The following is a 20,930-nucleotide window of genomic DNA, read 5'->3' as shown; positions in this document are numbered from 1 at the left end:
TAAAATTATAAAAAAAATGTGGAATACAATTTTTTGGAATAAATTTGATATTTAAATTATTCCAGTTCATCCAATCTTATTTTATATTCTTTTCGGTGCCTTTTTTCTTCATCTAATATATGTTTCAGAACACCCACAACTTCTTCATCATCTATAATGTCTATATGGTGATTGTATCTATCTACTGCATTAGTTTCTAGTTGTATTTGATATTTAAGTATACTTTTTAAGTCTTCACCACCAAAATCAAGTTTCTTGTGTTCCATTGTAGGTTTTCCACCTCTTTTGGTTATGAGATCTGCCAACCACCACATGTGTCTCATCTCATCTACTGATATTGCCTCTGTAACACGACTGGACTCGCATTCTTCAATAATAAATGAATTGAATACATAGATCATGGATGCTTCAAGTTCCCTGACAAAATCCTCGTTCAATAATTTAATTATGTCATCGGTGTCCAATACTATTCCTCCTTGATAAAATATATAAAAATATTATCTGAAAAGATTTCTATTTTATATTATGGATTTAAATGAATTAATATTTTTCTAATTCAACATAAGATATTGAGTTAATAATTTAATAGATATCAATAAATCCAGTTAAAAATTGAAAGATAAATAAATCAATCTATAACGATTTTATCCCTTTTCCTGTAGGCCATTCCCTGGAATATGGCCACAATATCTCCCTCATCATCACATACATTCACTGTGTAACTTGCTAGCTTTGGATTTAATGATATTTCCTTTGCAATTGCTGTCAATGTTCCAGTGGTAGCTGCTTTCATAAATGAGATACTAACATTGATTGCTACTGTTACTCTTCCATGGGAGTTGGCTGCAACAGCAAATGTGAAATCTGCAAGTGTAAATATTGCCCCACCATGAACAGTGCCTATACCATTTAAATGTTCATCTCTAATATCCAGCCTTGCAATAGCCCCCCCGTCTAAAACATCTACAAGTTCTATTCCAAGATATTCTGCAAGTTTGTCACCTTTAAAAAATTTTTTAATCTTATCAACTTCCAACAAAATTACACATTCTAAAATTTTTTTGAAATTTCAGTTAATATTCGTAAATCTATGATTATTTTTATTAGAGAGGATCATGCTAAACACTATATTTTATGATAAAATCATAAACATTACTATAATTATTTCTGTAACTCAAATATGATATGAATTACTAAAAAACTCGGGTAAAAAATGAAAGCAATGCTCTTAAGGGTCGGAATTGACAAAGGAACAGATGGAGCACTTGCACCGATTTTTTCCAACGGAAGTTTCGAATATATACCATTATCGGAGAAAAATAGTAAAACAATTGAAAAAAGGACATTTGAGACAACACTGGGAAATAATGGTATACCATTCTCGAAATACCTTCCAGATAAGATTAAAAAGAGAAAGTTACACTTTGACCCAGAATTTGATACATATACGTATGGGGATCAGACAAGTAAAAGAAATTATCTTTTGAAACTTGAAAAAACTGATTATTTGGTTTTTTATGTGGGTTTAACACCATTTGAAAATAGTGATTATGAAGAGGCTTTGTATATAATAGGATACTTTGAGGTTGAGGAAGTTATTGACTTTAGTAAACTCAACCCCAATGAACAAATACAAAGTATAAAACTTTACAAAAACAACTCACATATTAAATCTGAAGGTTTTGAAAAACTTGTAATTGTAAAGGGTTATGATAAAACCAGCAAACTTCTGGATAAAGCTGTTTTATTGAGTAAAAGAAAGCTCAACAAAATTGGTAGAAACTATCATGCAGTATCCCCTGAAATGGAGGATCTGCTTGGAATTTCCGGATCTATCCAGCGCAGTATACCACCAAGGTTTGTAACTGCAAATAATTTTGAAAATTTAAAAAATCTATTAAATATTGAATAACAGATTTCAATATTTATAGAACACTATTGATCCCATTTTATTTTTAATTTAAAAATATGGGAATATAAATATTATATTCCACAGAACTTTCTTCCACGCTTTTCAAGATATTGCTGATGGTAATCTTCTGCTGGGTAGAATTTTGGTGCAGGAATAATCTCTGTTACAATTGGTTGGTTGTATTTACCCGATTCTTCAAGTTTTTTCTTGGATTCAATTGCAAGGTTTTTTTGTTCTTCATTATGGTAGAAAATAATTGAACGATACTGACTTCCAACATCGGGGCCCTGTCTGTTTTTAGTTGTTGGATCGTGTTTATTCCAGAAAGTTTCCAGTAATTTCTCGTATGATATCTTGGTTGGGTCGTATATGATCTGTACTGTTTCAGCATGTCCAGTTGAACCTGAACAAACATCTCCATATGTTGGATCTTCTGTTGATCCACCCATATACCCTACCGAAGTAGATACTACACCTTTAAGATCTCTAAAAGTAGCTTCAACACCCCAGAAACAGCCTGCAGCAAAACTTGCCTTTTCATACTTTTCTTCAACCATTAAAATCACCCCTAAAATTTTAATTCAATATTTAACAATGATCTAAGACAATTATCAGATACAACTCTTTTATTATATATCAATGAAAATACCTTTGAAATAGGGTTCCATCCCAATTCTAATGATAAATTATCTTATTATTTATCATTCCTTTGTAATTAAATTTTGTAAAAATATTCTTTTAAACAAGTGTTTTTATTGATTGAAAAAAAGATTTTGGACTGTATTCACTCTAAATTTTGTTGATAGATAATGAATTTAACAAGAATTATTAATTGTTAATTACTATATAATATCATGAAAAACCAGATGGTTGCATCGGTATTGAATCAGGTTGCAGATCTAATGGAAATAGAAGCTGTTGACTTTAGAACTTTGGCCTACAGAAAAGCAGCACATACAGTTGAAAATCTTTCCGAGGATATTGAAGACATAAGAAAAGAAGAAAGATTACAGGAACTGCCAGGGATTGGTGCTAAAATTGCCAAGAAAATTGAAGAGATAGTTGATACAGGTGGTTCACTTGAATATCTTGAAAATCTTAAAAAGGAATTTCCAGTTGACTACGATGCATTAATAGCTGTTGAGGGGTTAGGTCCTAAAAGTATAAAACAGCTATACAATGAACTTGGTATTAAAAACCTTGATGACCTTGAGAAAAATGCAAAAAGGCACAGAATCAGAAGGCTTAAGGGCATGGGCGAGACTACAGAAAGGAAGATACTTTTAAACCTTGAATATGCAAGAAAAAGCACAGGTAGAAAACTTCTGGGACATATACTTCCCATTGCAGTGAAAATGAAAAATGAACTTGATAGACTGGATTATGTTGAAAGGGTTGAAATAGCAGGATCTATAAGGCGTAGAAAGGAAACTGTAGGGGATATTGATATTCTTGTCACAACCAACCAACCACTTGAGGTTATGGCATATTTTACAGGTATGGATATGGTACGTGATGTTGTTGTAAGTGGTCCTTCAAAATCAACTGTACGTCTTAAAGAAAATGGTATAGATGTTGATTTAAGAGTATTTGATGATGAATCATTTGGTTCTGCACTTATGTACTTTACAGGTTCGAAAGAAACCAATGTGGCTCTTAGAAGAATAGCCATTTCTAAAGGACTGAAACTCAGCGAATATGGAGTTTTCAGGGGTCAAAAACTTGTTGCAGGTAATACAGAAGAGGATGTTTTCAAATCCTTTGGAATGGAATATATTGAACCTGAATTAAGGGAAAATACTGGTGAGGTAGAGGCTGCAAGTTTAGGAAAACTACCAAAAATTTTGGGTTACAATGATATTGTAGGAGACCTCCAGATGCATTCAGAGTGGAGCGACGGATCAAGATCTATCCTGGATATGGCCAATGAAGCTCAGAAACTGGGTTATGAATATATAGCTATCACAGATCATTCTGGCAGCCTCCGAATTGCCAATGGCATGGATGAAAAAACCATGCTAAAACAGATGAAAGAAATTGATAATTTAAAAGATGAAATTGATGACATTATGATACTTAAAGGTGTTGAAGCCAACATTGATTCCTATGGTTTGTTAGATGTTCCTGATAAAATATTGGATGGAATGGATATTGTATTAGCAGGTATACACTCTGGTTTCAATCAGAATAGCAAAGAATTAACTCGTAGAATCTTATCTGCAATGGAGAATGAATACGTTAACATCATAGCTCATCCAACAGGCAGGAAAATACAAGAGAGAAAAGCATATGAACTAGATCTTGAAAGGATTTTTGATGCATCAAAAGATACTGGTACCATATTAGAAGTTAACAGTCATATGAATCGATTAGATCTCAATGATGTGAATATTAAGATGGCAGTTGAACATGGATGTAAACTAGCTGTAAATACCGATGCTCATTCACCTGCGCAACTCAAAAATATTCATCTTGGTATTGCAACTGCAAGAAGGGGTTGGGCGAAAAAAGAGGATATAATAAATACATTACCCTTAAAAAGACTCTTTAAACATTTTAATATATAACAAAACTTTTTTTATAAAATTTTCAATTTCCAAAATCGAATTATACCTATTGTTCATCTAGTTCTGTGTGTAATCTTGACAATATTCTTGCCAGTGTTACAACATCTTCCCGGTTGTGTTCTACAATAGGAATTAAAGGTCCTATGTTACCTGTTTCATCGTATGTTTTGTAAAATGATGGAACCATACTGCTGGGTACATCATCTTCACGTTCAAAATTAAAAAGATGTTTTTCAAGTGTTTGCAATTTGCAATTTGGTAGCTGATCTTTCCATGTTCGTCTCGAGAAATGTAAAAGGTCCAGATGATGTCTTTGGAGGTTTTGTTTAATTCCATGATATCTCATTCTCTCTTTTATATATGGAAGATCAAATGTCTGTCCATTAAAACTAACAAATACTGTATCTTCATCTACATGAGATAAAAATGCTTCTAATGCTGCTCCTTCCTCTTCCAAGTCCCTTAAAAGGTATTGGTCAACAACTATATTTTTAGATTCAACACTTGCTACCCCTATCAATATGAGAGGCACACTTTTAAGGCCGAGAGTTTCTATATCAAGGAAAAGATAATTTTCATCAGGTGAAAAACAGGAGGAATAAAGGGCTGATGGATGGGATTTGGGGTATCTATTGGAAACATAATCTGTTATTCTTGAAAAATCACCCTCTTCTACTATTTCAACTATTTCACATGCATCATTTGAATAGCGAGGATGTTCTCTTAGATCTTCAATAGTTTCATAACCCTTTAACCTTAGAATTTCTGCCTTCGAGTCTCCAATACCTTTTATAAGTTTTAGATCGTTTAAAATATTATTTTTGGCTTTTGGTTTACTTATTGTGCTTAATTTCAATTTTCGGCTCTCTTTAATTTTATAACATGACCCTTGTTTTGTTTCAAACTCTTCGCCTTTGAAATAATCTTCAATAGATTTTTCTTTATAGGTTTCAATAAGTTTTGACCTTAAAATTTCTGTTTCTGTTGATCCATAAGAAGACATTATCAATTACTCCATTTCAGAATATTCCAACATGTTAAAGATAGGTATTTTCAGTTCTACCCTTGGAAAAATATATTTATAGTCTAAAGATGATATTATATTATAATGTTATTGGTATATTAAATTGGAGGGGTAGAAATAATGAAAAAATATATTTTTATTGTAATTGCTCTTGTTGGACTGGTTGTACTCGCATCGGGTTGTACCAGCACACCAGGAAACAATACAACATCGACAAAAACCTATAATGCAAATGGAATATCCTTTAATTATCCATCAAGTTGGTTTATCCTTGCCGATAACACAACCGAAAATGGAACTGTAATAGCACTTGGAGATGTATCATTCAACCAGACAAATGGTACACAAGGTAATGGTGTAACCATGATAAAGTTAGCACAAAATGCCAATTCAACTAAAGATTTAACTGATCTAAAAACTCAGTTATCATCTCTGAATGGAACTAACAGCACAGTAACCATAGCCGGTGTAACAGCTAATGTAACAACTGTCAATCTTAGCTCAAACAATACAACTGCCCAGTTAAAATTCATTGACTTCCAAAGAAATAATTTCCAATACTTGATACAGTATGTAACAGTTTCTTCAGACTTCCAAAAACAGGCAGGATTATTTGACACAATAACAAATAGTTTGAAAGTACAATAAGACCTTAAATTCTTTTTTTTCTATTTTTTTTTAATTAAAAATAATTATCGAAATATATCCACATACAAATCACTTAATTTTGGAATAAAGATTATTTTTCACGATTTTAAATGAATTCCAATTGGTTTAATTAAAAAGATTTTATTAAAACAATTTTAACTGTACCTGTTAATTCAAAACATTCATTGTATAATACTTAGATATTTTTATAAGAACAACTTTATAATGTTCTTAAAAATTGCAATATTATATGAATAAATTTACATAATTCTTAATATTCCCACAATATTTAAATATGGAGTTAATATGGAATATAAACCTTTAATATCGATTAAAAATTTTATAATACTCAGTTTAGTAATTGTAATCAGTTTTGCATTAATTTCAATACTGCTAAGTATTGAACCATTAGTGCGTCAATTTTTCAGTGATATAACTACTCCTTTAATTGAGTTAATGGTTATTATAATCCTATTCTACGCAACAACACGATCTCATGGCCGATTTAAAATAGCTTGGATGCTAATAATGGCATCTGTTGTATCTTATACATTAGGCGACATATCCTGGGCAATTCTAGAGCTTGGATATCATACCAATCCATTTCCTTCCATTTCAGATATTTTCTACCTACTATTTTATCCTCTATTTGCATTGGGATTATATTACCTGTCACATTTTTCATTCAACCGTAGCGAAAAAATTAAAATATCACTCAACATTGGAATAATTATAGTTACTATTAGCCTTATATTCTGGACTTTTTTAATTATACCCGCACTATCCGGTGAAGAAACCTTAATATCAACTATTGTATCCATAATTTATATAATTGGAGATCTATTACTCTTTTTTGTTTTATTAAGAGTGATTTACAGCAAGTTTAGCGAACTTTATGCACCTGTAATATTTTTGAGTATTGGAATTTTAGTCCAAATATTCACAGACACTATTTTTGCACTGCAAACATTACAGGGAACATATATTTCAGGAGGATTGCTTGATACGGGATGGATATTAAGTTTTGTTTTGATAGGTATAGCTGCATTCATACAGGCCAGCCCAGAAAAAATGGAACTAAAAAGATATACTCAAATAAAAATATGGGTTCAAAGATCCAATTTTGTAACCTATCTCCCACTTATATGGGTGGTAATAGCATTCACACTGCTTACATGGGCAAATGAAAATTTATCCCATTCAAATATTGAAATCATTGAAATAGTTGTTGGATTTATTATTGGACTCGTAATTATTAGACAAGTTATAACCCTAAATGATAATAGAAACCTGTATACAGCTGTAAAGAAGGAAAATCTTAACCATAAAAAAACAGAAGAATTACTTATTAAAAGTGAAAAAAAGTACAGAGAATTGGTTGATAATTCAATGGTTGGAGTATATAAAACCGATCTAAACGGGGATATATTGTTTGCAAACAATGCAATGGCAAAAATGTTTGGTTATGATAATAAAGAAGATATTAAAACAATTAAAAGCACAAAGCTCTATAAATATCCCGAAGACAGGAAAAAGATGATTAATTTACTAATCAACAAAGAACATATCAGTTATCATGATGTTGACATGGTTACGAAAGATGGAAAAACATTGACAGTACTCCTTAGTGCAAGTCTTGAAGATATTACTATTTCTGGAATGTTAATGGATATCAGCGAAAGAAAGAAAGCTGAAGAAGCACTATTTGATAGTGAAGAGAAATACAGAACTCTATTTGAGGCAAATCCCATATATACAAATTTTACTGGATATAAACGGTAAAATTTTGGATATAAACGATATCACAGCAAATTTAAGCGGTTTACCTAAGGACGAATTGGTTGGCAAATCATTTAATGAAATGGACTTTTACCAAACAGAAGACTATTCAGAGCAAAGAATCAAATTTCAAGAAGCATTGAATGAAAAATCACCACCACCATATATTTCAAAAGTAACAATCAATGGAAACAAACATTGGATAGAAAACAGATTTACATTACTTAAAAATGATGATGAAAGATCCATACTTCTTATTGCCAATGATATTACAGAAAGTAAAAAAGCAGAAAAAGAGATAAAATCCTCACTTAAAGAAAAGGAAAATCTCTTAAGGGAAATACATCACCGAGTGAAAAATAATATGCAGATCATATCAAGTTTACTAAATCTGCAAACAAAGTATGTAAACGATGTTGAAGCAATTGATATTCTACAGGAAAGCCAGAACAGAGTTAAATCAATGGCCATGATACACGAAAAAATTTACCAATCAAATGATCTAGAAGAAATAAACTTTGCGGATTATATTCAAAGTCTTATCTCAAACCTTTTTTATACCTACAACGTAGACAAAAACCTTGTTAAATCAACTTTCAAAATAGAAAATATCACATTGAATATGGAAACAGCTGTTCCATGTGGCTTAATAATCAGTGAACTCATATCAAACAGCTTGAAATATGCATTCCCCAATAAAATGCAGGGAAAAATTTCAGTATCCCTCAAATCTATTGAAGATACATACGAACTCGTGATCAAAGACAATGGAATAGGATTACCTGAAGGACTAGACTTAAACAATTTAAAATCCCTTGGTTTATTACTTGTAAAAGTTTTAACAGAACAGATAGAAGGGGAATTAATTATCAATTCCGAAAAGGGAACAGAATTTAAAATTCTTTTCAAAGAATTGGAGTATAATAAAAGATTTTAAAAAAAAGAAAAAAAAGAATTTAATCATATATTGATTAAATCAGACTAATCTCTGCTGGCTTCTTCTTCACTTGTCATATAATTATATGCTAAAGCTGCCAGAATAGCACCTACTATTGGTCCAATTATATATATTGGGAGGAACAGCCATAAATTGGGACCACCCATTAACGAATCTCCAAGATATGGACCAAATGTCCTTGCAGGGTTTAAGGATGCACCCGAAATATTACCAACAGTTGTTATAACACCTGCAACAGTCAAACCAATAATTAAACCTGCAAATCCTGGAGGGGCTCTTCTATCAACTGCAACACCCATTATGGCCAGCATTAACAGGAATGTACCAACTATTTCTGCCACAAGAGCCTGCACATAGCCAATTCCTGGAAAAGGAGCAGTAGCACCCAGACCACCAATTGTAACTGCACCCATACCAACAATCACAGCAAATAATATACTGGCAACAGATGCACCAGCCAGCTGTGAAACAATATAGGGAATCACATCACGGCCTGGGAATTTTTTAACAGACCATAAACCAATTGTAACTGCAGGGTTAATATGACATCCCGAAATATTTCCCAGAGCATATATAGCAGCTGTAATTGCCAATCCAAAGGCAAGACCAATAGCAAGCCAATCTGCTAATCCTCCAAGAGCACCAATTCCTATGTTAAACGCATTTGGAGCAGCGGTTCCCTTGGTGATCATGAGAGTGATTGCAGCGGCACCTGCACCCATAAAAACCAGGAAAAAGGTACCAATAAACTCAGCAAGCATCCTCTTGGTTAAATTAGCCATTATTTACCACCTTTTAAAGCGGCATAACAGGCAGGACACAGTATTCTTGGTATGTTTTTACTGACTTTTTCAGAGGGAAATGGATAACCACCCTCCCATATAGTTACATCTTCTCTTATTGCATGATCCAGGCACACACCCATTCCACATACAATACAGATGGCAACAGCGTCTTTATCTTTACCTTCCATTGCATCCACATAACATTTCATTTTAAACCACCATCCTCGTTAAAAATCATTAGTAATTTTAGAAATTTTGGATATGATCTCTATACTGCTTCTTTCCACTGGCATGCACAGTGTCTGAAATCAACAAGACATGCAGATGCACAGTTTTTACATACTCTTGCAGGGGAAGCTGGATTTTCTTTATGGAGGGCTATGATATTGGTCATCATGGTAGCTGTAACTGGTTCGCTTGTTAATAGACATGGATAATCTGCAAGACGCATAAGAGCTGAGAAACGTACAGATATTGCACATGCAGGGTATGCATAGCGTTGAGGATTCATAATAACATTATTTTTATGAACAGGATCCAGATCAACCTTGTAACCAGCAACTTCAGGTGCTAATTTTCCCCTTGAACCGTTTTTCATTCTCCTTTCCTTATCTAAGTACTTCCATCCCCTGTAGATCATGTCCATGAAGTCACAGTTATGAAGTTCTGCTGCAGCACCCCTAGTTGGATAAAGCTGAACATAGTTATGGAATCTCTTGGTTAACAGATCAACAATCATTGGTGCATTGAAACCATCAAGTTCCAGCATATATTCAACTGCACATGCAGAAGCTCCAGTTGCTAGTGAAAGAGGTTCATATTCATTTTTGAAATTTGGAAGTGCCTTGTTAAGTGTTTCTGCCATAACACCGGTTGTTGCCTCTATTATTGCCATTACAACATCATCTTTACACATATTATATGTTGACTGTGCAATATGGTGAGATATATCCCCTACACAGTAAGCAGGCACTGTAACTATATTTCCATAGTGAACATCATCTTCAACAGCATTCATTACTGTTTCAGTCATTTTTTTCTTGTACTCTGCCATATACTTCCTTACATCAAAGGATTCATGTCCCATAGAATCCATGAGCTTGGCCTGTGCATCTATTGGACTCTCATATATGTACTTGATCATTGCAACTTCCATTTCAATTGCATCACTTAATGTCCTACCCTCTTCAACTTCTGTTGTAAATACCTCACCAATACCATAGGAGGTGTTCATACCCCAAGATTTTGCCGATAGTATTGCCTGTTTATGGACCTCAGGTATATCCACATTCTTCAATATCCTGTTAACTATGTTACTTGTACTTCCAGGTATGAGTGCAAAGTCAACAACACATGTAGGACCATAAAATCCACCATAACGCCTAACAACTTCACGACCAATTAATGCCTCTGCCTTACCAATTCCTTCTATAAACTTATCAACACTGTCTTTGAATGATTTATCATTTTCATAGAGAATTTCAAGTACTGCAGGTGTCTGGTAATGTTCAACAAATGGATCATCTTCTGGTCTAATCGTATCTGTAAGATTTACCAATGTATTGTAGTGTGTCTTAACCGAATTTACATGTAGATCAATAACCGATTTACTCTGACCATCTGCAACTGTCATTTCATTAACAACATCCAAATATGGTTTAGTATCTGTTATTTTGAATTTCCCGCCCCTATTTCTACTAATGGTATCCACATCAGCTCTTTGTGCCGCAAGGGCTTCTCTTACCATTTTTTCATATAGTTCTGCCATTTTATCACCAGTATGTATTATGTAGATGATAGAAGATATAATTTTTTAACACTGCAATAGGGTTCATATACATTTAATAACAATGCAAAGATGTGTCCAAAAAAAATAAAAACAATAATATGAAAATAATAAATACTAACATGGAATTTTTATATAATATATATAGTTATTTGTAGATATTGATAAGAAAGGAGTGATTAATGTGGTGGATGAGCATCCTAGAATGAAATTTTTTATTAGAAATTTAAAAAATGACCAGTGGATGGTTCGTGAAGAATCTGCAGAGGCTTTGGGGGAAATTGGAGATAAACTCGCTGTCGAACCACTGATAGAAATTTTGAACGATGAAAACTGGCATGTTAGAGAAGCAGCAGCACTTTCACTTGGAATTCTTGACGATTCAACTGCAATGAAACCTCTAATTAATATGCTACAAGATGAAAAGGACAGTGTAAGATATGGTGCAGCACTTGCATTATCATCAGTTGGTGATAATTCTGCAATTAACAATCTTAAACTGGCAGCTAACGATGAAAGTTTGATGGTACGACAAATTGCTGAATTTGCAATCGAAGAAATAAATTCGAGAACATTGGAATGAAAAATGTTATCTATGTTATAATTTTGGAAACAATTTAAAGTGGAATATATCAGAAATAAGATTATAATTTAGAAAAATAATAAATCAAGGAATTAGTCTAGAAATTAGTTTAAAATTAGAATTAAAAATATTTTAATGAATATAATTAGGAAAAAATCATTAATAATTTTAAACAGTTAAGAGTGGGAATTATGAAATGATCAAAACACTAGTGATTTACAGCAGTAAGTATGGAACTACAAGAGACGTGGCTAGAATCATATCACTTATTACAGGACCTGCAATTTACAGCACCGTTGATGAGTTTAAACAGGAGTATATTGACTTTGACTTTATTGTAATTGGAACACCAATTTACACAGAAAAAATAGATCCATCAATAAAAAAATTTGCTGAAGAAAACAGAGAATGGCTTAAAAATAAACCTTTATCCCTTTTCTGTACCTGTTTAGACAAAAATGGAGGATTAGAAAGACTCACCGAACTTCAAAACTTAATCGGTGTAAGAGCTCTAAGCTTGAAAGCAATTGGGGGAAAGTTAATTGTAGAGGATCTAGACCAAGATGATCATGAACAGCTTAAAATATTCTTAGACAGAGTAAATCTACCCATGGAAGACATGGATTTCTACAACCAAGATGAGGTAGTAAAATATTCCCTTAAACTTAAATCAATCAAAGAAAAGCTCATGGCTCCAGTTAAATCAGGAAAACTTAAAACTGATGTTGAGGAGTTTCTAACATCACATAACACATGCACACTAACAACAGCCCATAACAACACAGTTAGATCGACACCAATCGAATACAACTACAAAGACGGAAATATCTATATATTGAGTGAGGGTGGAGAGAAATTTGCAAACCTACTATACAATAAAAATGTGTCTGTAGCTGTTTATGAAGACTACACTTCAATGAACAATCTTAAAGGGATGCAAATAACAGGTGAAGCCGCTATAATTGGAAGTGAAAGTCAGGAATACACCGATATATTAACATGGAAAGGACTCAATGCTGATGCAATCAAAAAACTACCAGTTAAAATGAATATGATTAAAATAAAGCTAATTAAGGTTGAATTTTTAAATTCAAAATTTAAATCACAAGGAGCAGATGCAAAACAAATCTACAAATTTGATTAATATTTGAATACAATTGGTAAAATATTGAAAATATACTGAAATACTTATCTTAAAATCAGGAATATAAAAAAATAAATAATTAAACTATAACATAATAATAATGGGGCTTTATTTAAATGAAATGGAGGTAATGATAATGGCAGAGGGAAGAAATGTATTGTTCGGTATTTTAGCTATACTTTTAGGTTTAATTGTTATGGCATTTCCATTGATCAGTGTTTTTTTAGTCAGCGATATTGTTGCTATAGGAATAATATTCATAGGTGTTTGGTTACTTGCTCAGAGTATTGAAGCATGGAGCAGTAGTAAAGGACTTAGTATACTATCATTGATACTTGGATTTATAGGTGTCATAGTGGGTATTGGATTATTTGGTAAGATAGTTGCATTCAGTATTTTTGCAGGATTAATAATCTACCTAGGAGGATTTTTCCTAATTATATCCGGTATATTAACCCTATTTTCAGGTAAAGGAAATGCAGGTAGATGGGGAGGTCTTCTTGGAATAATACTAGGTATACTCTACCTAATAGTAGGATTATACGCATTAAACCCATTCTATCTGGCCATATTAATAGGTATCTGGCTGGTACTAACAGGAATATTCATGTTATTTGCATCTGCAGACGCAGCTGTAGAAAAATAAATCCATAATTAATTTTAAGCCCCTATTTTTTTTATTTTTAATCATTTTAAGGATTTATTGATGTATAAAACAATTTCAAAGAGATTTAAATTTGAAATAACAATTTTATGAACACATAAAAACTTAATTTTATTTAAGTATCATTTTACTTTTTTGAGTCTTTTACTAGCCCATAAAATTCATATTTTAATATATAATTCATACAGAATCCAAGATTATTTTGCTTATAAAAAACATAAAAAGCATAATAAACCTATAACTTGTTTAATCGGTGTGTAAAATGAATGATAATTTTGAAGATCAAATTAAAAAGAACAGAAATTTTCTAAAGGACAGCATTAGAAAGACCGTTGATTTTTCTAAAACCGGACAGAACACAGGAGAAAGGGCTCCTCCTATTGAAAAACCCATTAATAAAGGTGCTAATATAATTGACCTTGTAGTTGATGAAAACTGGGAGAGCAAGTATAAAATACCGCTTGCAAAGGCCATAAAAAATAGAAAAAGCCATAGAAACTATGCTGGTGATCTATTGAGCTTGGAAGAATTATCCTTTTTATTATGGGCAACACAGGGAGTGCGTTATGTTGAAGGAGTGAATGCCTATCGAACAGTTCCATCTGCAGGATGCAGACATTCAATGGAAACATATCTTGCAGTTTTCAATGTTGAAGGTCTTAAAAATGGAATTTACCGTTATCTTCCACTATCTCATAGACTTGTTTTTGAATTCCATGAAAAGGATTTAAACCAGAAAATAATTAATGCAACCTTTGGCCAGCAGTTTGCAGGTCTATCAGCAGTTACATTCATCTGGACAGCCATACCCGAACGTATGGAATGGAGATATGGTCCTGTATCCCATAAGGTTATTGCAATGGATGCAGGACACATGGGTCAAAATCTATATTTGGCTTGCGAAGCTATAAACGCAGGTACCTGTGCAATTGCAGCTTACGATCAGGAGTATGCAGATAAATTGCTACGCATAGATGGGGATAACGAGTTTGTAATATATTTTGCACCAGTTGGAAAGTTACACAATACAAAAAACTAACATAAATAAAATAAAATTATGGAAAAATAAAGTAATTTTAATATAAACAATACAAAAAAAAGATTTGGATATGAAATATTCTTTCATATTCAAATTTAGATATCTTTTATATGTTCTTTTAAATAAGTATGGGGATATATGGAAAAAATACTTCTTAACGATCTTTTACCAGTATAATATGGGCCACAACCATTCCACTTAAAAATATAAAAGTTATCAAGGCTGTTCCATTTATTGCACGGTTTATTATGAATAAACCTAGAATGGCCTGGGATATAAATCCTGCTAGCGAACCTATGAGTAATGCTTCTCTTCCCAGATATGTTTTATTACCCCTTTCCCTTTTTTCTCTGTATTCTACCAATATTTTTAATCCTAAACATATTACAAAGACACACCATAACAGTAAAAGCACCAGTACAATATATCCAAAGTCAAAAGCAAAACCGTAGATACCAGGTACAAAGTAATCTATAACATCCTTCTTGGTAACCAGTGTTCCGAAGAAAATTTGATATGGAAGTCCAAATGTTAAAATTAAAGATACAGGAAGGGCTATATAACCACTGGAACTACCTGCATCGAGTGATCCCCAAAATGCACTTCCCTGAACATGTCCCCATAATGTTGTGTTATGGATTACCAGTTGAAGGCTTGGTATGGCATTCTGTAATATCCTTTCAATCCTTAAAACAGGGCTTATAACGGACATTGAAAGTAATCTGGATAATCCCTCAAGCGATACAAATGCAACTACAGAAATTAAAACAACACTAATAATTCTCTTAAGTGTAATAAATGATTTTTGTCTGAAAGACTTTGAAATAAGGAAAAATCCTAATAAAATTCCAAGAACCCATAAAATAAGGAAGTCCCTGTGTACTAATCCACCAAAAATGGTTACAAGGATCATCATCAGAAATACAAGTCTCTTAATCTGAATTACCCCTATTCCCACTTCGTGCATAGTAGACAATGCTGCCCAGGCTGTTATAAAAACCATAACAGCTATAGGTCCATATGTATGTGTAAATTCATGCAAACCCAAAAATGGTATGAATAATGCCAGCATATCAAATCCGAATAGTGCGGTTATTCCAATTCCCAAAATTAGAGAAAAGAATAATACACGACTCAATGACATTCTCAATAGATTAAATAGTAATAGAATTGCAATTTGCATTAATATTGCAAACTCTAGTATAAATTGAAGATTATTATCTGCTATTAAAACCATTTATCCACCTGTATCCAGAAAAAAATATTTTTTTTTATGAATATTTACTTATTTTAACTGTATTTTTTTATAATAAAAATTTTAAGGAATATAATTATAATGACCTTTACTTATATAAAAATATCTAATTTTATTATATATAATTCAAATTAATACATTCTTATACGCCTAGAAAAAATGGCTATTTGGATTTTTATAAATAATAAATCAACTAATTTATGTGATGTTTTTCAATATAAATTTAAATGATCAAATAAAACCTAATAGAATGATATGTTTTTTACATCCCATATATTCTATATAAAATATTTTAAAGTAATTATTTTAACAAAATTTTAATGACATACTAAAGATTGGAAGATTTTTTAATGATTGAACAAATTAATATTACACTATTCCACCTTATAAATCAATATGCCGGTGTAAATCAATTAATAGATATTATTGCTGTATTTATGGCCCAGTACATGCCTGTTGTGATTATTTTAGTACTGGCATACCTATGGATCAAGAATGGAAATAAATGCCGTAACATAATATTATATGGAATTTATGCTTCCATAATTGGCCTAGCAATTAATTTAATAATTGGATTAATCTATTTCCATCCAAGACCATTCATGATCCAAATGGGCACACAATTGTTCCAATATCCCGCTGAAACTTCATTCCCATCTGATCACACCACATTTATGATTTCAATAGCTTTGATGTTGATATACTTTAAAGAAACAAGAATGGTTGGTATTGGACTCTTTATACTAGGATTGACAGGCGGATTAGCAAGAGTATTCAGTGGAGTTCATTTCCCCTTTGATATTTTAGGTGCTATTGTTGTTTCCATATTTTCATCGATATTGATTTATCAATTTAAAGATCGATTGAGTCCATTAAACACTGCTATCACAAGAATTTACATAAAATTATTTATAAAATAAAAATATTTATCAATATTATCAAATATTTCTGGAGTATAAATGTAAATGAAAGATTTAAAGTCCAATTTAATCATAGTCGCAATCGTAATAATACTGGCTTCAACAGTTTATCTATATAATGGTTTCTTAAAAGAGGATAACCTGCCTCAAAACTGGAATCAGAAACAAATAGAACTTTTTAGCCATTCAATGGATAACTTTAGTTTTACATTTTCAGGTGATGAACGTGATGACAATGGAAATTTCTCCAAGATGATAACTGATATAAATTCCAATTATCCCAACATATCCTTCAATATCAATGGTGGAGATCTAAAATCGAGTCCAAGCGAACTTCAAAACTTCAAAAATGAATATTTAAACCCCGGTAAAAATGCACATTTCAATAAACCAATACTCTTTGTAATTGGAAATCATGAAATTATTAATGATCCCACGGAATCATACTTCATGAATATATTTGGTTCACCAACTTACTACAATTTCACAGAAAATAACGCTTACTTCATAGTGGTTGATAATGCCAATGGACAACAACTGAACGATACCCAGTTAACATGGCTGAAAAATCAACTAAATATAAGTCAGAACTATAAGTATAGATTTGTATTTATGCACATACCCTTATTCAGCCCCCGTGGAGAAGAATCGGGAATGAAAATCAATGGAACTGGCGGTGCAAACGATCTTAATACACTTTTGATGCTGAAAATGTTACCATGATATTTACATCCCATGTACACAATTATTATACCGGAGTATGGGGTAAAACACCTTATATTATAAGTGGCGGAGCAGGTGCACCTCCAGAAAATGGTCATCCACCCAACCATCATTATATTGTTGTAAATATAGCCAAACAAAATGTTACGTACACATATGTACCCTACTAATTCAAATCTCTTAATTTTATTTATATAAATCAAACAAAATTGTAATATACTCAAATTTGAATATCTAAATAAAAAAACTCAACAGAATTATTTTCTATCAAAAAGAAGCAACTCCATTTATTCAAATTAAGAAAAAAAATTAGCATAAATTTTATAATTTGTAGGCAATAAAGAATAACTATAAGAATTATTATTTGTCTCAGGATAATTTACCATAAGATTATCTTAAATAAATAGGTAATTAAATTACATTATGTGGATGTAATATAATTTAGAGGCTTGAAAAATGGATAATAATGTCAAGTATTTGACTTTGTCAATTATTGGGTTGATTGTTATTGTTGCGGGTTATGTTGTTTTAATTCAATCAGCACCGCAGGGACCAGTCGCACAGTCATATGTTAGTAATTTAACCATTATAAATTCCAATGGAAGTAATATCAATGGAGTTTTTGTGATAAATGGGGTAGTGCAGAATAATAATCCCTTTAACATCAGCGTGATCAATTTAAATGCAAGTGGTTACAACAGCACAGGTAAATTAGTTGATACAGGGGATGGTTTCACAACAACAACACCTATTGTTGCTGGTGGAACCGCCAACTTTACAATATCACTTTATGACCCACAAGTGCAGGTTAAGACTTATGTAGCACAAGTAGAAGATGCATCTAAATGATATAGAATAACATGAAAAATATTAAGATTATATTTTAAATAAATTGTAAGGTTAGTATATGAGCGAACAAGACGTGGAAATGTTCTACAAACAGGCCATGTCCTATTTAGGACAAGGAGAAATAGATGAAGCTTTAGAATTTTTTGATAAAGCATTAAAACTTGATGACTGGTATTTACCTGCTTGGAATGATAAAGGGGTAGCACATCTGGAGAAAAAAGACTATGTTCAAGCATTAAATTGCTTTGAAAAGGTTGTTCTTTTAGATCCTGTAAGTAGCATGCCATTATATAATAAAGGATATGTTCAACTGATTTTAGAGAACTATTCCGATTCCATAGAAACTTTTGACTCTTTCCTAGAAAGGTATCAAAATAAGGATGATTTCTACAAATACGCACTCTACCTTAAGGGACAAGCACATTATAATCTAAAGGAATATGAACAGGCACATGAAACACTTGAAGAAGCAATACTTCAGGATAAAACTTTTAAAGAAGCACGTGAACTCATTATAAAAGTTTTAAATGAAGAAAAAAAGATAAAATAGTAATATAAACTATAGGTATAAGTCTTATAAAAATTTAATTGGCTATTTTGGACATGCCCCTCAAAAAAATAACTTCAATGTATGTTGGCAATGTAATGAATTAAAAAATTTCCCAAATTTAAATTATTAAATCCAGTTCATGGAGATTCAAAGCTCAAAAATCTTGAAATATAAAAAAACAGGGAATAAAAGTTTCTTAATGGAAAGAAACATTGTTAATCTAGAATTTATATTAAAAATTCTAAAATTACCATTAAATTATTTTTTTTCTATTTTATTAAATATATCATATGTTCGTTCTGAATTCAATGCAAGAAAATAATTTTCTTTCCTGATTTCTTAAAATTATTAATATTTGTATAATTTTATAATCTTAAAACAACATAATATTGAGTGGAAAAGCAAATTATGAACTCAATAACTATATTTAAGGGGGAGAAAGGAATATGGCTAATTTAAGTAATGGAATCGAACCTTCAATTAAATCTTTTCTTGAGGAACTTAACAGTCAAAGTGGGCCAGCAATCTATGAATTATCTGTTGAAGATGCACGTGACGTTTTATTAGACGTACAAAACATGGATGTGAACAAACTTCCCGCAGATATTGAAGATTGGGATATTCCTGAAGGACCTAATGGACCGTTATCCATTAGAATAGTACGTCCAAAGGGAAATAATAATAAACTACCTGTTGTTATGTATTTCCATGGAGGAGGATGGATACTAGGAAATAAAACAACTCACGACAGATTAATTAGGGAAATAGCCAATGGATCTGATGCAGCGGTAGTTTTTGTTAATTACACACCTTCACCCGAAGCCCAATACCCTGTACCTCTAGAAGAAGCCTATGCAGCAACTAAATACATTGCAGAAAATGGCAGCAAGTTCAATCTTGATACATCACGAATAGTTGTTGTTGGTGATAGTGTTGGAGGTAACATGGCAACAGCTGTGACTATGATGGCTAAAGAACGGGGCGGACCGGATATCCTATTTCAGCTATTATTTTATCCAGTGACAGACTCTAATTTTGAAACAGATTCATACAATGAATTATCAACTAATCATTGGCTGACCAAGGAAGCAATGAAATGGTTCTGGGACAATTATTTGCCGGATAATGAAAAAAGAAATGAACCAACAGCATCACCACTTAAAGCCTCACTTGAACAACTATCAGAGTTACCACCAGCAATGATTATTAATGGGGAGTATGATGTTTTACGTGACGAAGGAACTGCTTATGCACATAAACTCAACGAAGCTGGTGTCACGGTTACTGCTGTACGTTACTTGGGGACAATACACGATTTTGTTCTGTTAAATCCTATCACAGAAACACCTGCAACAAGAGCTGCAATTAAACAGGCCAATGGAATGCTAAAAGATGTATTTAAAAGTTAACTAATCATTAAATATAACCATAATTCTTTTTTTAAAAGTTCACTAAAATAACAACTAAATAAAAAAAAGAAATATAATCCACTAAAACAAATTTAAAGGTTATTCACATCTCCTATAAGATTATCCATATTTTCCATTGCAAGAAGAATTAACTGTGTACCTATATCTCCCCTATAGATTCTCCGTGCATTCAACAACAGTTTCTTATTACCTATTTTAGGGAAAACATAATCAAATTCATAGTTATTTATTTCATTATTTTTGGGAAGAACGTCCTCTAAAAGGCTTTTAAGCTGTTTAATATCCCATGTACCCTCCTCCAACTTTATTTAACA

At 32.0% G+C, this 20,930-nt stretch carries 24 protein-coding genes; 15 read left to right on the top strand and 9 right to left on the bottom strand.

Going from position 1 to position 20,930, the window contains the following annotated elements; all coding sequences use genetic code 11:
- Positions 1-56 precede the first annotated feature (56 nt).
- A complete protein-coding gene (locus DL91_RS05485; RefSeq protein WP_048190580.1) occupies positions 57-464 on the bottom strand; it encodes a ferritin-like domain-containing protein in 408 nt (135 codons plus the stop codon).
- Between the two features lie 164 nt (positions 465-628).
- Positions 629-1,039 (bottom strand): PaaI family thioesterase, encoded by a 411-nt coding sequence (locus tag DL91_RS05480; protein WP_048190579.1) that lies wholly within the window; start codon positions 1,037-1,039, stop codon positions 629-631.
- 174 nt (positions 1,040-1,213) lie between these two features.
- On the opposite strand from DL91_RS05480, the gene DL91_RS05475 reads away from it, so the two are divergent.
- Positions 1,214-1,912 (top strand): hypothetical protein, encoded by a 699-nt coding sequence (locus DL91_RS05475; RefSeq protein WP_048190578.1) that lies wholly within the window; start codon positions 1,214-1,216, stop codon positions 1,910-1,912.
- Positions 1,913-1,983: 71 nt separating this feature from the next.
- On the opposite strand, the gene msrA is transcribed toward DL91_RS05475, so the two are convergent.
- Positions 1,984-2,469, bottom strand: coding sequence for a peptide-methionine (S)-S-oxide reductase MsrA (gene msrA / locus DL91_RS05470; protein WP_048190577.1), 486 nt, complete (start codon positions 2,467-2,469; stop codon positions 1,984-1,986).
- A gap of 309 nt (positions 2,470-2,778) precedes the next feature.
- Here msrA and polX point away from each other — a divergent pair, with 309 nt between their 5' ends.
- Positions 2,779-4,479: a DNA polymerase/3'-5' exonuclease PolX gene (gene polX / locus DL91_RS05465; RefSeq protein WP_231551404.1), complete on the top strand. Its 1,701-nt coding sequence runs from the start codon at positions 2,779-2,781 to the stop codon at positions 4,477-4,479.
- A gap of 46 nt (positions 4,480-4,525) precedes the next feature.
- Here the strand turns inward: polX and DL91_RS05460 are convergent, their stop codons facing one another.
- Positions 4,526-5,482 carry a ribonuclease H-like domain-containing protein gene (locus DL91_RS05460; protein ID WP_048190575.1) on the bottom strand — a complete coding sequence of 319 codons (957 nt, stop codon included), beginning with the start codon at positions 5,480-5,482 and terminating at the stop codon, positions 4,526-4,528.
- A 141-nt stretch (positions 5,483-5,623) separates the two neighbouring features.
- On the opposite strand from DL91_RS05460, the gene DL91_RS12850 reads away from it, so the two are divergent.
- The 3 genes from DL91_RS12850 to DL91_RS14180 all read left to right on the top strand — a co-directional run bounded on the left by DL91_RS12850 (position 5,624) and on the right by DL91_RS14180 (position 8,867).
- Positions 5,624-6,151 carry a PsbP-related protein gene (locus DL91_RS12850; protein WP_052374229.1) on the top strand — a complete coding sequence of 176 codons (528 nt, stop codon included), beginning with the start codon at positions 5,624-5,626 and terminating at the stop codon, positions 6,149-6,151.
- Positions 6,152-6,457: 306 nt separating this feature from the next.
- Positions 6,458-7,933, top strand: a complete 1,476-nt coding sequence (locus DL91_RS14185; RefSeq protein ID WP_048190574.1) for a PAS domain S-box protein — start codon at positions 6,458-6,460, stop codon at positions 7,931-7,933.
- Positions 7,934-7,937: 4 nt separating this feature from the next.
- Positions 7,938-8,867 carry a histidine kinase dimerization/phosphoacceptor domain -containing protein gene (locus DL91_RS14180; protein WP_231551403.1) on the top strand — a complete coding sequence of 310 codons (930 nt, stop codon included), beginning with the start codon at positions 7,938-7,940 and terminating at the stop codon, positions 8,865-8,867.
- 44 nt (positions 8,868-8,911) lie between these two features.
- Here DL91_RS14180 and DL91_RS05440 read toward each other — a convergent pair whose 3' ends face one another.
- The 3 genes from DL91_RS05440 to DL91_RS05430 are packed head-to-tail and all read right to left on the bottom strand — an operon-like array spanning position 8,912 to position 11,441.
- Positions 8,912-9,670 (bottom strand): MIP/aquaporin family protein, encoded by a 759-nt coding sequence (locus DL91_RS05440; RefSeq protein ID WP_048190573.1) that lies wholly within the window; start codon positions 9,668-9,670, stop codon positions 8,912-8,914.
- Positions 9,670-9,882 carry a DUF2180 family protein gene (locus DL91_RS05435; protein ID WP_048190572.1) on the bottom strand — a complete coding sequence of 71 codons (213 nt, stop codon included), beginning with the start codon at positions 9,880-9,882 and terminating at the stop codon, positions 9,670-9,672. The genes DL91_RS05440 and DL91_RS05435 overlap by 1 nt, the downstream gene beginning before the upstream one ends.
- Before the next feature lie 59 nt (positions 9,883-9,941).
- A complete protein-coding gene (locus tag DL91_RS05430; RefSeq protein WP_048190571.1) occupies positions 9,942-11,441 on the bottom strand; it encodes a DUF2193 domain-containing protein in 1,500 nt (499 codons plus the stop codon).
- Positions 11,442-11,664: 223 nt separating this feature from the next.
- Between DL91_RS05430 and DL91_RS05425 the strand changes: the two genes are divergently transcribed.
- The 4 genes from DL91_RS05425 (at position 11,665) to DL91_RS05410 (ending at position 14,889) form a co-directional block, all read left to right on the top strand.
- Positions 11,665-12,042 (top strand): HEAT repeat domain-containing protein, encoded by a 378-nt coding sequence (locus tag DL91_RS05425; protein ID WP_081882683.1) that lies wholly within the window; start codon positions 11,665-11,667, stop codon positions 12,040-12,042.
- Between the two features lie 196 nt (positions 12,043-12,238).
- On the top strand, positions 12,239-13,186 hold the full coding sequence (locus tag DL91_RS05420; protein WP_048190569.1) for a flavodoxin domain-containing protein: 948 nt from the start codon (positions 12,239-12,241) through the stop codon (positions 13,184-13,186).
- 136 nt (positions 13,187-13,322) lie between these two features.
- Complete coding sequence (locus DL91_RS05415; protein ID WP_048190568.1) at positions 13,323-13,832, top strand: DUF308 domain-containing protein; 510 nt, start codon at positions 13,323-13,325, stop codon at positions 13,830-13,832.
- 280 nt (positions 13,833-14,112) lie between these two features.
- The gene (locus DL91_RS05410) at positions 14,113-14,889 is read left to right on the top strand and encodes a SagB/ThcOx family dehydrogenase (protein WP_048190567.1); all 777 of its coding nucleotides are present in this window, start codon (positions 14,113-14,115) and stop codon (positions 14,887-14,889) included.
- A 154-nt stretch (positions 14,890-15,043) separates the two neighbouring features.
- Here DL91_RS05410 and DL91_RS05405 read toward each other — a convergent pair whose 3' ends face one another.
- Positions 15,044-16,126 carry a hypothetical protein gene (locus DL91_RS05405; RefSeq protein WP_048190566.1) on the bottom strand — a complete coding sequence of 361 codons (1,083 nt, stop codon included), beginning with the start codon at positions 16,124-16,126 and terminating at the stop codon, positions 15,044-15,046.
- Positions 16,127-16,494: 368 nt separating this feature from the next.
- On the opposite strand from DL91_RS05405, the gene DL91_RS05400 reads away from it, so the two are divergent.
- The 6 genes from DL91_RS05400 (at position 16,495) to DL91_RS05380 (ending at position 20,595) form a co-directional block, all read left to right on the top strand.
- Positions 16,495-17,064, top strand: a complete 570-nt coding sequence (locus DL91_RS05400) for an undecaprenyl-diphosphatase (RefSeq protein ID WP_052374227.1) — start codon at positions 16,495-16,497, stop codon at positions 17,062-17,064.
- A gap of 45 nt (positions 17,065-17,109) precedes the next feature.
- Positions 17,110-17,787, top strand: coding sequence for a metallophosphoesterase (locus DL91_RS05395; RefSeq protein WP_048190565.1), 678 nt, complete (start codon positions 17,110-17,112; stop codon positions 17,785-17,787).
- On the top strand, positions 17,784-17,957 hold the full coding sequence (locus DL91_RS13565; RefSeq protein WP_156096029.1) for a hypothetical protein: 174 nt from the start codon (positions 17,784-17,786) through the stop codon (positions 17,955-17,957). Before DL91_RS05395 ends, DL91_RS13565 begins: the two co-directional genes overlap by 4 nt.
- A 286-nt stretch (positions 17,958-18,243) precedes the next feature.
- Entirely contained in the window at positions 18,244-18,636 is a 393-nt protein-coding gene (locus tag DL91_RS05390; protein WP_048190564.1) for an FxLYD domain-containing protein, read from the top strand.
- 58 nt (positions 18,637-18,694) lie between these two features.
- Positions 18,695-19,186 carry a tetratricopeptide repeat protein gene (locus DL91_RS05385; RefSeq protein ID WP_048190563.1) on the top strand — a complete coding sequence of 164 codons (492 nt, stop codon included), beginning with the start codon at positions 18,695-18,697 and terminating at the stop codon, positions 19,184-19,186.
- A gap of 446 nt (positions 19,187-19,632) precedes the next feature.
- The gene (locus tag DL91_RS05380) at positions 19,633-20,595 is read left to right on the top strand and encodes an alpha/beta hydrolase (protein WP_048190562.1); all 963 of its coding nucleotides are present in this window, start codon (positions 19,633-19,635) and stop codon (positions 20,593-20,595) included.
- Between the two features lie 92 nt (positions 20,596-20,687).
- Here the strand turns inward: DL91_RS05380 and DL91_RS05375 are convergent, their stop codons facing one another.
- Entirely contained in the window at positions 20,688-20,918 is a 231-nt protein-coding gene (locus DL91_RS05375; protein WP_048190561.1) for a hypothetical protein, read from the bottom strand.
- Positions 20,919-20,930: the final 12 nt, after the last annotated feature.

This window comes from Methanobacterium sp. SMA-27 (assembly GCF_000744455.1).
Taxonomy (GTDB): Archaea; Methanobacteriota; Methanobacteria; order Methanobacteriales; family Methanobacteriaceae; genus Methanobacterium_B.
Note: the sequence above shows the minus strand (reverse complement) of the source record. Positions and strands in the feature narration are given on the sequence as shown.